This is a genomic window from Empedobacter tilapiae, assembly GCF_004785645.1.
Classification (GTDB): domain Bacteria; phylum Bacteroidota; class Bacteroidia; order Flavobacteriales; family Weeksellaceae; genus Empedobacter; species Empedobacter tilapiae.
In genome coordinates, this window is sequence record NZ_SRPE01000006.1 from 66,045 (window position 1) to 80,881 (window position 14,837).

Below are 14,837 nucleotides of genomic sequence, written 5' to 3' on the forward strand. Positions count from 1 at the left end.
CTACTTTAATTAATGAAATGCAACAAAAGAGATATGTAAAAATTTACTTTTTTCAAGAGTTTTTAGATACAATATTATTGATTTTTTTCTTTTTCATTTTTTTGAAATTGCAATATCAATATTTTTGGACAGAAGACTATCCTTTAGAAAAGATACCTACTTATTTTGAGTTATTTAAAGCTCATTATAAGGCATTATTATTGTTTGTTGTTATATGGTTTTTGATTGCCAATAATGTTTCTTTGTATAAGGTATATAGAAGATTAAAATTTGTAGACATTATAAAAAAATTAATTTATCAAATTTTATTTTTTTCTATTGTCGTATTTGCGATATCTGGCTTGAAATCATCTGATTTATTTTCACCGCAATTAGGAATTACTTATATTTTATTACTTTTTTTGGTGGGTTTACTCACTCGTCTTTCAATTTTTATTTATTATCGAAATCTACATTTAAAAGGTCAAGATTTAACAAATATTTTGATTATTGATGAGAATGATAACACGAATAAATTTATCAATTTATTAAAGGAACGAAAGGATTTAGGTATATCTCTGTTTGATAAAATTGGAAAAGAGGAGATTGATTTTACGAAAGGATTATTAAAAATACAAGGCATAGATTTCCGACAGTTTATCTCGGAAAATAAAATTAATAAGATTTTTATTTCACAAAAAGGAGAGATAAGCAAGGATTTAATTTATGAAATTGTAAGTCTATCAGAAACGAATCTTATTAATGTGTCATATATTCCTGATTCAATTTATAATGGAATTACAGAACTAAAAGTAGTATACATCGATACTTTACCCATATTTGAAGTAAAAAGATTTCCTTTAGATTTGAAATTTAATCAGTTAATTAAGAATTTGTTTGATGTTATTTTTGCTTCTTTGGTTTGTGTTTTTTTATTAAGTTGGTTGTTTCCGATTATTGCTTTGCTAATTTATATTGATTCGAAAGGCGCAATCTTATTTGTTCAAAAAAGAAATGGATTGAATGGGGTTGAATTTGATTGTTATAAATTCAGAACAATGATGGATTCTAAATATAACTCTATAAAAGCTACAGAAAGAAATGATCCTCGTGTAACTCGTATTGGAAAGTTTTTGCGTAAAACAAGTTTAGACGAATTACCTCAATTTATCAATGTATTGAAAGGAGAAATGTCTATTGTAGGTCCTCGACCACATATGATTTCTCAAGATCATTATTACAGAGATATCATTAATCGTTATAACATTCGACATTACGTAAAACCAGGCATTACAGGGTTATCTCAAGTTAAAGGCTATAGAGGTGCTATAGATTCTGATGAAGATATGGAAAAACGTATTAGAACAGATGTATATTACGTTCGGAATTGGTCTTATTTACTTGATATACAAATTGTGTATCAAACGATAATGTTAGTAGTGAGAGGTGATGAAAATGCTATATAAATAAAAGAACATCTTGTTATTGGATGTTCTTTTTATTTTGTAAAGTATTATGAAAAATACAGTACAATAGTATAAAAAATACGATTCCTCGTTGACGATGAAACAAAGATTCGGTAAACATTATAGAGGTTGTGAGAATGGTAAAAAACAAAAATATAAAATCACGATTTTTAATCGCTTTTACCCAATTAAAAATAACCATTAAGCTTAATAATATAAATCCAATTATGCCCAATTCTGAAAAAGATTGAATGTATTGGTTATGGAAGTTTAAAGTCCCATAATAATCTATTAATTTATTCATCTTTTGTTTTTCAATTATCTTATCTTGAGATGCAGAAGCTCCATAACCTGTCCAAAAAATATGATCTTCGTTTAAAAACTCTTTAAAAAGTCGGATTTGATACAATCTGAAAGCTGTTCCATTAAAATAATATTGTGGTCCAAAAGAATCTTGTTCCCAAGCATTTTCAATAGAAACATTAATAATACCATTTTCTAATTTCACATTTTCGGTCGTATTTTGGATTTCTAAATCAAAACGTTCTTTTATTTTTGAGCCTAAAGGAATCATTAAGATAAAAAACACAGCTAAAATAAGTAGGATGTTTTTCTTTTTTAAGATTGATTTATTATAGCAGAAACTGACTATTATTCCTAAAATTGTAATTATAATAACATTTTTTGACGATAATAAGATAAGAAATGCAAAAAGTAGAAATACAGCTAAAAAGTCATACCATTGCTTATTTTTTTTTATAAATAGATTAATAAACGCAAATGAAATAAACAACGAAATGTAAATAGCATTTACCTCTAATGTAACTAAATCGTGATAGAAAAAATAGTGAGATTCACCAGTTTTGATAAATCTATATAAAGCTCTTAGAAGATAAAAAATAGTTGCGATAGTCATTAAATAACTATAGTTATTAAAAATAGCTTGTCTTTTTTCAATCTTGAGTTTTGGTAAAAACGAAAATAAGATTGGTAAAGCTAAAAAGAATAATCCTTTTGAAAGATATTTACTCGTTTCCTTCGCTTCTATTGTCCAACTTAAAGATCCTACGCAAAGGAAATAATATACTACAGGTATAAGTAATGCATAAGAAAACTTGAAATGGAGCTGTTTATAATTTAGTATAACGGCCAATACCAATAATCCAAAAGCAATATTGATAAAAGCAAATGGTAGAGGAAGTGATGCTAATAATAATGTTATCGATAAACCTATTAATTTTTGATTGGACTGTATTAATTTGTTCATTTCTATTATTTAATTGTAAATGTTTTATCGCTCATTTGAGTAAAAGTTTTATCATCTTTTGTTAATCTTATACCTATTTTATAGTCACCTTTAGGTAAATCATCTATATAGAAGTTTACAATAAAACCGCTATAATTTGCATTTTTAAGATTTCTATTTAAACTTACAACATCATCTCTTTTGTATGGATTAGTATTTATTTTATAGAATGTTTTGTCTTTTAAAAGGATAATTTCTTTTTTAACATTTTCATTGTCAATAGATTCATTTGCGGACCATCCAAAGATCATGACAATATTTTTCTTTATTTCAATTTTATCTATACTTAAGAAAAAAGGGTCTGTTGATAAATTAACTTGCGTAAGCTTAGGATTTTCTATTGCATTATTCCCGATTGTAATCAATTGATCTGTCTCAACATATTTTTTTAAACCAGTAGCTGTTTTAATTAATATTCCATAATTAACAGATATTCCTTTAGACAAATTTTTTGTTAGAATAATAGATTCAAAACCAGCATTTTCTAGATTTTTATTATTATACTTTAGACCGATATCATTTCTTAAGTAATTATCAGTTTTTGAAATATAAAAGTCATTTTTATCCCTCAAAACGATATATATAGAATCTTTCATGTTGTTGTTAGATTGTTTGTCTACAACCCATCCTTTTAAATTAATGAAATTTGTATTAGGTTCTAAGTATTCAAAATAATAATCAATATCATCTTTAACAGGAACAAAAGTTTCTTTTGTTTTTATAAATGTATTAGGTTTTAATTTAGTTAATGCTTTATCAAGTCTATTTTTATCCTCAATAGATTGAGAAATATTGATATGTTTATTTGCAGGATAAATAACAAAATAATTATCTATTATTACAATTTTTACACTTTTTGAAAGTATTGGAATAATAAAGTTTTTAAGATTCTCCTCACTTGTGATATAAACTGAGTTAGGTTCTAATTTATTATTATATAAATTTGAGATTACTTTATTTTTAAATTCGGTTTCACCTTCTGTATTTGTTCTTGCAACATAGGCATTGGTTATAGTTTTGTTATTTTTAGCTGCAAGATATCCAAAGTCTTGATAATCGTAATGATTTAGAGTTTTCCATTCATAAATAGGAAAAGGAATGATATGGTCAAATTCTTTGAAAACTTGAGTCCATTTTTCTTCTGTTAATGGAGGCTGATATCCACCATTTTTTAAGTTTCTAAAAGTAAATAATGTTTTTGTATCGTATAGTTGTATACATAATAAAATAGAAAATGTAACAATCTTTACTACATTGTTGATTTTAGATTTTGCAAATATGATTAATATGCTTAGAAATACAGTATAATATAATAACCAAATAAATCTTGAAGTAGCTCTAAAAATATTTCCTAATTTTATAAAAATATCAGGAATTGGATATGTAAAAATTTCTTTATCATTATAGGTAATATTATTCGTTATTCCGAATAAAGTTAGAGGGATTAGCCATAATAGAAAAAGATAAAAACTCTTTTTATTGTTTTCATTAATTTTACTTATACTAATTCTGTATACAAGTAAGATTATAGAAAAAGGAATTAAAATTAACATGCCTAAGCCTAAGTAGGAGTATCCTTCATACTGTGCAGGATTGACTTGTTTTAGCTGAGGTAAAAATGTAGAGAAACCATCTGGATTAAAGAATGAATTAAAATTCCAACTATATAAGCCATATCCATTATTTACTTCAGAATTTGAATTTCCAATTAACCCTACAATATACCAATTAATAATTAGTAAGGTGAATGTTATTAATGTTGTTATTAAAGCCTTTTTAATTGAAATTGATTTATATACGAAGAAATTTTTGAAAGGAAGGATAATTGCAAATCCAGCAACAATGAATGTTAAATATGGATGAATTAATCCACTCAAAAGAATTAAAATACTCTGTTTAAAGGATAATGAGAAAGCTTCTTTATTAGAATGAGGCTCTTTTATATACAAATATATTGAAGCTAATATCAACCATTGAGCACATAAAGCAGGGTGTAAACCTCTATAGATAAGTACGGGATTTGTTATTACAAATAGAACTAAAATAAAATTAAGAACAATATTTATGTTTAAATACTTGAAAATCTTATAAGCAAAAACCCCATTAAGTATAAAGCAACTTAATAACCATATTCCAAAGTACTGAAAGTCATTTCCTAAAACAGGAGAAAATAATTTAAAAATTAATGCTAATAAAGGTATAGAATCTGTTAATCCTACGTTAGTTCCCATAGGATAATACCAATCGCTAATTGTACCTAAAGGAAAAGTCCAATTACTATTTCTATAAAAAGCCCAACCAAGATAGTGCTGCCCCCAATCATGTCTCGCATTCAATAACCATCCAACATTACTAGGTAATAATGTATGAAAACCATAAGTAAAAATGTAAACAATAAGGGATAATATAATGATTAATATATAAGGATAATAAGTTTTATTAGTCATAATTAATTATATTTTGTATAAAGTAGATAAAGTTCTTTGAAAATGATAAAAGCGTGATTTAGTTTTAATTTAGAGCCTTCTACATCTTTCCAATCTTCTATAGAATATTCATTTCCATAAATAAGTAAATTTTTATTTTTCAATCGAATAAATACTTCCGCATCAAACAACCATGAAGTATAGAATTTTTGCTCAAAAACTTCTTGTATCATTGTTTTAGAAAATATTTTGGCACCACATTGTGTATCATAAATTCCTAAATGATGTTTTAAATTAAGTAATGTTAAAATAATTCTACCTATAAAATGTCTATAAGTTTTTCTTAGTATTCGAGAGTTTAAAGTTTTTATTCTTGAAGCAAAAATAAACTCGTAAGAAGAATTCTTTAAAGCTTCTATCATTTCAATCATTTTATATGCTGGTGTCGAAAAATCAGCATCAAAATAGCCAATGTAATCATATATTTCTTTTTGACTTATAAATTGAATAGCTTTATAAATAGTATTGGCTTTGCCTTGATTTTGGTCAAAATCAATCACAAAACAATGATCATTTTTATTTGCTATATCATTTATTATAAAAGATGTTTTATCTAAACTTCCATCATTTGCCAAATATATCGTAATAGAAGGATGTTGAAGCAAATGCTTTATATTATCTTCATTTAATCTTTCTTCTTCATTATAGCAAGGAATTATTATAGCAATTTTAGGCATGAATCAGTTGAATTTTTCTATATTTAAATTATCAATAATTTGATGCAAAAGTGGTTATCTTCTTTTTAAGAAATAGATTTCAATAAATCATAATATTTTTCATTAATAATATTCCAGCTAAACTCATTTTCTATAGCTGTTGTGTTTTGATTAATTTTTTCTAATTCATTTTCTTTATCTAAAGTGTCATAAAGTTGTTTTACTTCATTACTAGTAGCAAAGTAAAATGCATTTTCTCTTAGAACACCTTTGTTAAATTCATTATTATTAGCACAAATTAAACAGTTAGATGCCATTGCTTCTAATAAAGAAGGGTTTGTACCACCTACAGAATGCCCATGAAAATATAAACGAGAATAATAACGAATATTGTTTAATTCCTCGAAATTATAGATACCTCCTGTAAAAATAATGTTAGAGAAAGCTTTATATTTTTCCTTTAAGAACTCTCCGTAAGGTGTTTCATGTTTTCCAATTACCAAAAAAGGTTCTTTTTTTGTAGAGGTTGTCACTCCATCCAAAATCATTTCTAAGTTATTCTCTGGTTCAAATCGAGCAATTAGTAAACTATACTTATTTTTTTCGATTTTATATTTATCTAAAATAGATTCATTTGGATTTGTAAATACATCAGCACCATAAGCAATATAAGTAGAATTTTTGTTGTATTTATTTTTCAGATAGACTTGTATGCCTAAAGAATCTGCAATCAAATGATCAGAATGTATCGCACCTAATTTTTCGGCATATTTTAAGAAGTATTGTACTTTTTTTGAGTATTTGCTACGTTTCCATTCTAGGCCATCCATGTTTGTAATGATTTTAGCTTTTTTGGGCATTAACCACCACCAAATTGTGCTACTTGTGTAACCTAATTGTAAGATAATATCAAAATTGCGTTTACGTGCGTCTAAAATACAATTTAAGTCGTAGAGAAATTGTCCAACGGTTCCCATTTTATCTTCCGGGTCTTTACAATGAACTAATTTAACTCCGTTAAAAGTTTTTTCTTTGTACGGATGTAATGAAGAATTGTAAACATAAACATCTTCTCCTTTATTGGCTAAATAAACTGCAAAAAATTCTGCAAATTGTTCAAAACCTCCATGATAATTTGGAATACCTCGAGTCCCTAGAATGGCTATTTTCATGATAAATTTAGTGCTAATTGATATGCCTTTAAGGTTGATTCAGCTGTTTTTTCCCAAACATATTTTTGTAAGATTTTATTTTTTAATTTTGGATTTATTGGATTATTATAAGCTTGATCAATAGCTTTTTTTATACTATCAACATTATCTGGTTCACAATAATAGGCCATGTTTTCAAAATACTCTTCAGTGTCCCCTTTTTTAGTAATAACAATATTACAATCCATTATTCCCGCTTCTAGCGATGATAATCCAGGAGTTTCCATCCAACTAATCAAACAATGTACTTTTGCAAGCTTGTATAATTTAGCCAAGTCTTTATGAGGAACAGCACCTAAAAAATGAACATTATTTCCAGCTTCTTTATGAACTTGTTCTACAAATTCTTTTTGATTTTTTGATTCATTTCCTACTAAAACAAGTGTATAAGAGCTGTTTTTAACGGCTCTTACCAAGTTTAGCGTTGATTTTCTTCCTTCGATTCTTGCTGCACATAAAATACAATTTTCAAATTGTAAAAATTTATCTTGATCGTCAATCTGAATATTATGATTAAATACTTTTGTATCTACAGCATTTGGAATATTAAAATAATTATAATCTTTTAACTTAAACTCTCTTGCGATACGAGCCATTTCCAAATCAGAATTTGGAAGTAATACGTCTACATTATCTACAATTTCTTTCATTAAATTGTAATGTCCTTTTCTCACCATATTCCAAACACCAGCATGTAATCTTTTTTCATGATAATGTCTTACAATGGTTTTGATATAACTAATTTGGTAAGGAGAAAGAATGTTTGCTATTTTTTGAAACATACCTCCTCTAGCTTTTCTTTCGTATTCGGTATAAAGTCCATAAATAGTGGATAATACAATTTTCTTATTTTGCCTTTGAGCATTTTTAAATTGTAAATAAATATCTTGAGGTTCCATTAAATTAAATAGATGAACAAGATCATAATTTGATAAATCTGGTTCGAAATCTAGAGATATGTCTACTGAAACACCTAAATTTTCTAAGTACTCCTTTGTTTTTTGCATTTGAACCAAATCTCCTCCAGGAGCAGAATATAAATTAGTTCTACTTTGAAATAAAACTTTCATTTAAATTAAATTTTTGTTTTTAGAAATCAATTCATAATAGGCTATTAACCCTCCTATAAATAGAGACTTATTATCTAATTTGAGATATAATCCTAAGAATACTAACGATGAAATAAATAAAAATATTCCAGAACTATTTAATAGTAATTTCATATTGTTTAAATAGTTTGATGATGATTTTCTTTTCATAGTAGCTAAATAAACAATACTTGAAATATATATTATGAGTCCTATAATACCTGTTTTTAAAAATATTGTTGTGAAGCCATTGTGTAAAATAGGAGAATGTCGTACTTGATATCCATCATTAGTCCATATTGAAACTCCATAATTTACAGTAGCTCCGAGTCCTTTTCCTAACCATAATCCCCAATTATCTTTGCCTTTAACTTGTTGGATTGTTATTTTAGTTTCATAAGATCTAAAGTTATCATGAAAACGGGGTGAATTATCATTTACTACATAAGGATCATAAATTTCTTTAGGAGCATTTTTTATCTTATATAAGAAGTTTTCAAATCCTGTTGCAGAACGAGAAGGATTCATATCATAGATAATTTTATAACTTATAGATCCAATGATAAAAATTATTGTAAGTATAATAAGTTTAAGCTTATTTAACTGAAATAAACCAAGCATTCCACAGAAAACAATAACAAATTGAATCATGTTTGTCCTAGCTAAATACAAACAAAGAGAAAAACCAATAATAGAGGTCAGTATAAATCTCTTTTTTAAGGAAAAGTTTAATTGAAATTTTTTATGAAATATTAATATTAATAATGCAAAAGTTTCAAAGTCAGAAAAAAAACCACCATGGTCTCTAATTTCAAATACATATCTTATTCTGTAAACTAAAAAAGCATTAGCTAATATGAGGAGGTGAATTACAGCGATAATTAATGCGGTATATATAACTGTATTAAAAAAATTATTTTCTTTAGACCTGAAACATTGATAACCAATCAGAAGTCCTACAATAGGTTTGATAAAATAAGAAAAATCTCTAATAATATCATATAAATTGTAATCATAATAAAATGATCTTAATAATCCTAAGAAAACTATTAGAGCAAAGAATGAGCATAGTACTATAATAGATTTCGAATAATATCTTTTTATTGTAATAGCTAAAATTATTAACCAAACAGATAAACTTATCTCATAATTATTGATATATGAAAATGCAACAGCAATTAAGAATAGTAATTGGTAAGGCCACTCTTTATTTAATGTAACTTTCATATAACTTTGTTGTATTTTTTTCTAATAATTATTAAGTATAGTATGACAACGATTATTTCTATAATTATCATTGAAATAAAAGAACCTACTAAACCGATTTGATAAACTAACAGGCTTAATAGAATAACAGATAAACTACAAGAAAAGTATATTATTCTAGTATAAAAAGAAGATAAGTTTAAAGCGAACATAAGTTGTCTTAGAGATTGAGAAATAACTAGTAAAATAGGAACTATTATTGCAAACTTTAAAATAAAAGTTAACTCTTGTTTATCTGTTGCTGTTACGTGAAAAAAATCTAAAATATAATTACTAAACACGAAAACTAATGAACAACCAATAAAAATAATAACAAGATTGGCAGAGTGATACAACTTCCATGTTTTTAAACCGTTCTTCAGATTGTTTTCAATATCATAACATACTGTTGGATAACTGAAATTGAAAAACATAAAAATAAATGTCCTGAAGATACTAAAAATCTGTTCGATTACACGATATATTCCTGCTGTCGAATTTCCCGTGAAGTATCCAACTATTAAAATAGGAAAATATTGATAAATAGATAAGCAGAATTCTGATAAGCAAATATTAAAGTCATTTTTTATAATATTGATTCCTCGATAAATATTTCTAATACTAAATTTTAGGTTGAATTTATAATTAATATACAGAAAAGAAAAAAAATAAACTAGAACACCACTTATACCAAGAAAAAAATTTGCCCATATATAATCTTCTCTGTTTTTAATAAAGAGAAAAATACACGAAATATAAATCACTTTAGAAAGTATATTTAAGATAGCAATCAATTTAAATTGTTCTAACCCTTGTAACAACCAATTTGGATTGAGTAATTGAGACAATATAATAGGAAGACTTAAAACCAATAATTTTTTTTCTTTAATTGTTGGAAATAATAGAATAATAATAAAGAATAAACATAATAATAAGATACAGATTATTGTTTTATAGGTATAAATATCACTTACTTTTTGTGAAAGAAAGGATAAATTCTTTTTATTGATTACAATTTCTTTAGTTCCATTTAAGTAAGAGCTATAGTCAACAATACAATTTAAAATAAGGCAAATAGAGAATGCAATTCCTATTTTTCCTAAACCATCTTCTTGACAAATTTTTATCAAATATGGCATAACAATAAGAGGACTCAGTAGATTGATTGATTGTCCTAATCCATAAACAAAGAAATTAGTTATTTTTGAAGGAATTTTCACCCTTAAGACTATTTAAATTTTCTTATCAACGATATTATAATAAATAATCCAATTAATAAAGCAGGAAAAATAAGATGGTATTTTCCTTTTAATCCAGAATGATCTTCTATGTTTTCAGAATAGTTTACAGGAGTTACAATGTACTTCAAATTAAATTGATGAACTTTTAACTGATGATTCTCTTTCACTAATTTCAATTTTTCATTAACCAGTTCTGTTAATTGAGAATCATTGTTTAATGAAATCGTTGTATTAGTTGAAGGAGAACCTGCCTTTTTTAGAATAGCATCAATTTGAAGGATAGTAGAATCATTAATAACTATTTTATCCTTTAAGTTTTGAAGAATTTCTACTCGGTAAACTTCATAAAAATTACTGCTATTTATATATTTAACAATTTGATCTAGTACCTTTTTATCTGTTTTTTTCTTAGATGTTATTGTGATTAAATGTTTTGAAAAATATTTACTTGTTGATAAATCTTCTGACACCTTTTTAGCATCACTATTCTCTGATAAGGTTTTGAAAATATCATAATATTTATCTTCTTCATTCAAAAATTTATATAGATCAGGAATTGGCTTAATGCTAACACTAGAAATTTCCATACTTTTATCAATACCTATTTTATTAAAAAAAGCTGTATCTTTTTGTTGAATATTTGCATTTAATTGAGCGATTTTTTCATTCAAATAATCAACTGTATCAAAATTGGGAGTTACAATGATATTACTACGGTATTGAAGATTCATTTTATTATAAAAAAAACCTCCAATAGCACCTATTACGAATAGACCTATTAATATGAGAATATTTTTTTTGATGAATTTTATACTTAATGGAATAATTTTTAATGAATTATTAAATCCCTTTTTTATAGAATTTGAAACATGTAACAAATCAATTTCATTGTTATTGTCTTGTTGATTAGAATTATTATTCATTTTATTTATAATATTTTGTAAAAGTATAATACAAAGGTTAAACGAGAAATGAGCGACTCTATTGTTTATTTCATAAAAAAACCTCTTATAAATTTATAAGAGGCTTTTTTATTTTTTCGAAAATATATTTTTATACAGTAAAAGACAAATTATCTTTCGTATTTCTTTTCGTTTTCTGTTCCAAAGCTAGCGATTTTTACTAACCACCAAGCCATTAATCCTATACCAACGATTGTAAATAACCATGCGAAAATAACTCCTATTGGAGACAATAAATTTTCGAAAGTCCATTTAAATAAATCACCAATCGCAAAAAATAAATCAGTTATAATTCCCATATCCTAGTTTATTGCTTAATTTGCATCAAAGTTAATAAAATGTTGGTTAATCTACTTGACAAAAGGATTTTTTTTATACAGATATTTATCATTACGCTGTTTACGCTACTTGGTGTAACGAATTTTAACAGTATTGATCTGAGTAATTTAGAAAAATTAGGAATAATTCTATCACTTTTAACAATTTCTTTTGTTGGATATACAGATTACAGTAATGATTTAATCAGTACTTCATCTTATCCAACTTTTGTTTATATTTTATGGATCATGCCTTTTATTGCAGGATTATCAGATTATCGAATTGCAGGAAGTTTATTGCTTGTGACTTATGTTACAGCACAATTGCTTTATTTTGAATCTGAAAAAAATGATACATATAATGCATTTGATATAGGAGTCTTTATGAGTTTTGCAATTTTGTTGAGTCCTCCGCTTATTTTCTTAGGAATAGTTGTGTTTGCCTATTTTTTAACTTTAAGAGTTGTAGAACCTAAAATTCCAATTCTTGGCTTCTTAGGATTTATTCTTCCAATTCTAATCATAGCGCAAGTAAGTTTTCTACTTGATTATTACTTTATGTTCGATTTTTATAAAGAGCAATTGATGCTAACGATAGTGAATTTCGAATGGAAACAATTGTTTTTAATTCCAATTGCAATCATACTAGTTTATTCAATCGTTAATCATTTCAAGAATATAAATAAATTGACAGCGCAAAAGAAACGGATCTTTTTGTTGATGCATTTTATGTTTATTGCAATTTTGACCACTTACATTCTTTATGGAGGAAACAATGATGCTTATCTAGCCTTTTTAGGTTTTAGCATTATGCTGATGTTAACAAGATATTTTAATGAAAGCAAACCCAAAATAGAATGGTTAAAAGAGGCATTTCTTTGGGTTTTTATGATTTGCTTACTAATTTATAATTTTTATGATAGAATCCCTCGATTCTTCTCTTTGATCACGGAGGTAAGTTTTTAATTCGAATTCTTTTCCATCAAAAACACCATATGTAAAATAGTTAATCCAATCACCAAGATTGATATGACGGGCTTTACCTATCGCAATTTCCATCGGTAAATGTCGATGTCCATACACAAGATAATCATAGTATTTTCGATGCAATTGTTTGCGACTATACATGATTAACCATTCGTTGTCAACGCCCAAGAAATTAACATCTTCGTCGCCTGAAATCATTTTATTTTTTCGGGATGCTGTAATTCCCAACCACATTGCTAAATCGGGATGAAGTAGATAAAAAAGAAATTGACAAACTTTGTTGGTAAAGACCTTTTTCATTCGTTTGTAGCCTTTATCGCCAGGTCCTTTTCCATCACCATGTACAATAAAAAAATCTTTTCCATTGATGATAAAATCTTGTTTGTCTCGAAAAACAATTGCATTGATTTGTTCTTCCAAATAATCTTTCATCCATAAATCATGATTGCCAACAAAGAAATAAATTGGAATTCCACGATCAGAAATTTCGGCTAATTTTCCTAAAACACGTACAAATCCTTTCGGAACAACGTGTTTATATTCGAACCAAAAATCGAATAAATCGCCAATCAAAAATAAAACACCACAATCGTCTTTTATTTCGTCAAGCCATTTTACAAATAATTTTTCGCGCACCAAACTATCTTTTTCATTCGGAGCACCAAAATGATGATCCGAAGAAAAATAGGCTTTTTTATCAGTTTCTAACTGAATGTTTATTGGTTGTCCTCCGCTAACCATTCTGCATAAGAATTTTCAGTTTCGTGTAATTTCAAAGCAACCAAATCGATATTTATTGGTAAAAGTGGCTTGATTTTATCCACAATCCACAAAATCATATTTTCAGCAGATGGCTGATAATCAGTAAAAACAACATTATGTCCTTCAGCTAACAATTTCTCTCCCAACGTTTTGTGAGGTGAATTTTCGTTCAATAAAATTGCGTGATCAAAAAGATTAACAATTTCTTTGTTTACAATTTTTTTCAAATCTCCAAAATCCATCACCATTCCAAGTTTCACATCGTTTGTATCTTCAGAAGGTGTTCCTTTCACAGTTACAAATAATTTGTACGAATGTCCATGTATATTTTTACACTTTCCGTCATAACCATGCAAAGCATGTGCAGTTTCGAACGTAAAAGCTTTTGTAAGTCGAATGATTTTCATTAAATTTAGTACTAAACTTTAATTTACAAAGGTAATGGAAATCAAAACAATCGTAAATTCTTTGGTTGATTTATTTTTTCCGATGCGTTGTTTGGATTGTCAAGACGTCATTCAACCTTCGCAATTTCTGTGTGTTTCGTGCTCAACAAAACTCATTTTTACGCATTTTAATTTTGATCAAAATAATCGCGCTTATGATAAATTGAGAAATTTTTGTGAGGTCGAAAATGTATTTTCTTTGTTAGAGTTTAAACATCATAACACGACGCAAGCCATTTTGCATGAAATGAAATATAGAAATCGTCCAGAAATTGGAATTGATTTAGCACAATTAATTAAGTTTGATTTAAGTGATTATGATGGGATTATTCCGATTCCTTTGCATCCAAAAAGATTGAAAACAAGAGGATTCAATCAAGTAGAAGATTTTGCTCGAATGTTGGCTGAAATTAATCAGATAAATTATTTTTCGAACGGATTAACTAGAATTAAATACAATTCTTCTCAAGTAAATGAAGATAAAAAACATCGATTAGAAAATTTGAAAGATGCGTTTGAAATCAATCCAAATCTTAAGTCTGGACATTATATTTTAATTGATGATGTGTTAACAACTGGAGCAACGATTGCATCAGCAATTAAAAAGTTTAATCTTTCAGAAAATTTTAAGATAAGTGTAATTACCATTGCTTGTGCTTAATAACAAGCTTTTTCTTAACTTGCG

At 26.6% G+C, this 14,837-nt stretch carries 14 protein-coding genes; 3 read left to right on the plus strand and 11 right to left on the minus strand.

What is annotated here, in order from left to right; translation table 11 throughout:
- The first annotated feature begins 17 nt into the window (after positions 1 to 17).
- Positions 18 to 1,445, plus strand: coding sequence for an exopolysaccharide biosynthesis polyprenyl glycosylphosphotransferase (locus E4J94_RS09370; RefSeq protein ID WP_135835558.1), 1,428 nt, complete (start codon positions 18 to 20; stop codon positions 1,443 to 1,445).
- 16 nt (positions 1,446 to 1,461) lie between these two features.
- On the opposite strand, the gene E4J94_RS09375 is transcribed toward E4J94_RS09370, so the two are convergent.
- The 9 genes from E4J94_RS09375 to E4J94_RS09415 form a co-directional block, all read right to left on the minus strand.
- A complete protein-coding gene (locus tag E4J94_RS09375; protein ID WP_135835559.1) occupies positions 1,462 to 2,712 on the minus strand; it encodes an O-antigen ligase family protein in 1,251 nt (416 codons plus the stop codon).
- A 5-nt stretch (positions 2,713 to 2,717) separates the two neighbouring features.
- Entirely contained in the window at positions 2,718 to 5,198 is a 2,481-nt protein-coding gene (locus E4J94_RS09380) for a DUF6311 domain-containing protein (protein WP_135835560.1), read from the minus strand.
- Between the two features lie 2 nt (positions 5,199 to 5,200).
- Positions 5,201 to 5,914: a glycosyltransferase gene (locus E4J94_RS09385; RefSeq protein WP_135835561.1), complete on the minus strand. Its 714-nt coding sequence runs from the start codon at positions 5,912 to 5,914 to the stop codon at positions 5,201 to 5,203.
- Between the two features lie 65 nt (positions 5,915 to 5,979).
- A complete protein-coding gene (locus E4J94_RS09390) occupies positions 5,980 to 7,065 on the minus strand; it encodes a DUF1972 domain-containing protein (RefSeq protein ID WP_135835562.1) in 1,086 nt (361 codons plus the stop codon).
- Positions 7,062 to 8,174: a glycosyltransferase gene (locus E4J94_RS09395; protein ID WP_135835563.1), complete on the minus strand. Its 1,113-nt coding sequence runs from the start codon at positions 8,172 to 8,174 to the stop codon at positions 7,062 to 7,064. Before E4J94_RS09395 ends, E4J94_RS09390 begins: the two co-directional genes overlap by 4 nt.
- Positions 8,175 to 9,419 carry a hypothetical protein gene (locus tag E4J94_RS09400; RefSeq protein WP_135835564.1) on the minus strand — a complete coding sequence of 415 codons (1,245 nt, stop codon included), beginning with the start codon at positions 9,417 to 9,419 and terminating at the stop codon, positions 8,175 to 8,177.
- Positions 9,416 to 10,657 (minus strand): oligosaccharide flippase family protein, encoded by a 1,242-nt coding sequence (locus tag E4J94_RS17970; protein ID WP_168801852.1) that lies wholly within the window; start codon positions 10,655 to 10,657, stop codon positions 9,416 to 9,418. The genes E4J94_RS09400 and E4J94_RS17970 overlap by 4 nt, the downstream gene beginning before the upstream one ends.
- Positions 10,658 to 10,665: 8 nt before the next feature.
- On the minus strand, positions 10,666 to 11,601 hold the full coding sequence (locus tag E4J94_RS09410; protein ID WP_135835565.1) for a hypothetical protein: 936 nt from the start codon (positions 11,599 to 11,601) through the stop codon (positions 10,666 to 10,668).
- A gap of 149 nt (positions 11,602 to 11,750) precedes the next feature.
- Positions 11,751 to 11,939: a hypothetical protein gene (locus E4J94_RS09415; protein WP_135835566.1), complete on the minus strand. Its 189-nt coding sequence runs from the start codon at positions 11,937 to 11,939 to the stop codon at positions 11,751 to 11,753.
- 39 nt (positions 11,940 to 11,978) lie between these two features.
- Here E4J94_RS09415 and E4J94_RS09420 point away from each other — a divergent pair, with 39 nt between their 5' ends.
- Positions 11,979 to 12,923: a DUF6427 family protein gene (locus E4J94_RS09420; protein ID WP_135835567.1), complete on the plus strand. Its 945-nt coding sequence runs from the start codon at positions 11,979 to 11,981 to the stop codon at positions 12,921 to 12,923.
- Here the strand turns inward: E4J94_RS09420 and E4J94_RS09425 are convergent.
- A complete protein-coding gene (locus tag E4J94_RS09425; RefSeq protein ID WP_135835568.1) occupies positions 12,858 to 13,685 on the minus strand; it encodes a UDP-2,3-diacylglucosamine diphosphatase in 828 nt (275 codons plus the stop codon). The two genes, E4J94_RS09420 and E4J94_RS09425, sit on opposite strands and share 66 nt — an antisense overlap.
- Complete coding sequence (gene queD / locus E4J94_RS09430; RefSeq protein ID WP_185145638.1) at positions 13,661 to 14,113, minus strand: 6-carboxytetrahydropterin synthase QueD; 453 nt, start codon at positions 14,111 to 14,113, stop codon at positions 13,661 to 13,663. The genes E4J94_RS09425 and queD overlap by 25 nt, the downstream gene beginning before the upstream one ends.
- Positions 14,114 to 14,147: 34 nt before the next feature.
- On the opposite strand from queD, the gene E4J94_RS09435 reads away from it, so the two are divergent.
- A complete protein-coding gene (locus E4J94_RS09435; RefSeq protein WP_135835569.1) occupies positions 14,148 to 14,813 on the plus strand; it encodes a ComF family protein in 666 nt (221 codons plus the stop codon).
- Positions 14,814 to 14,837: the final 24 nt, after the last annotated feature.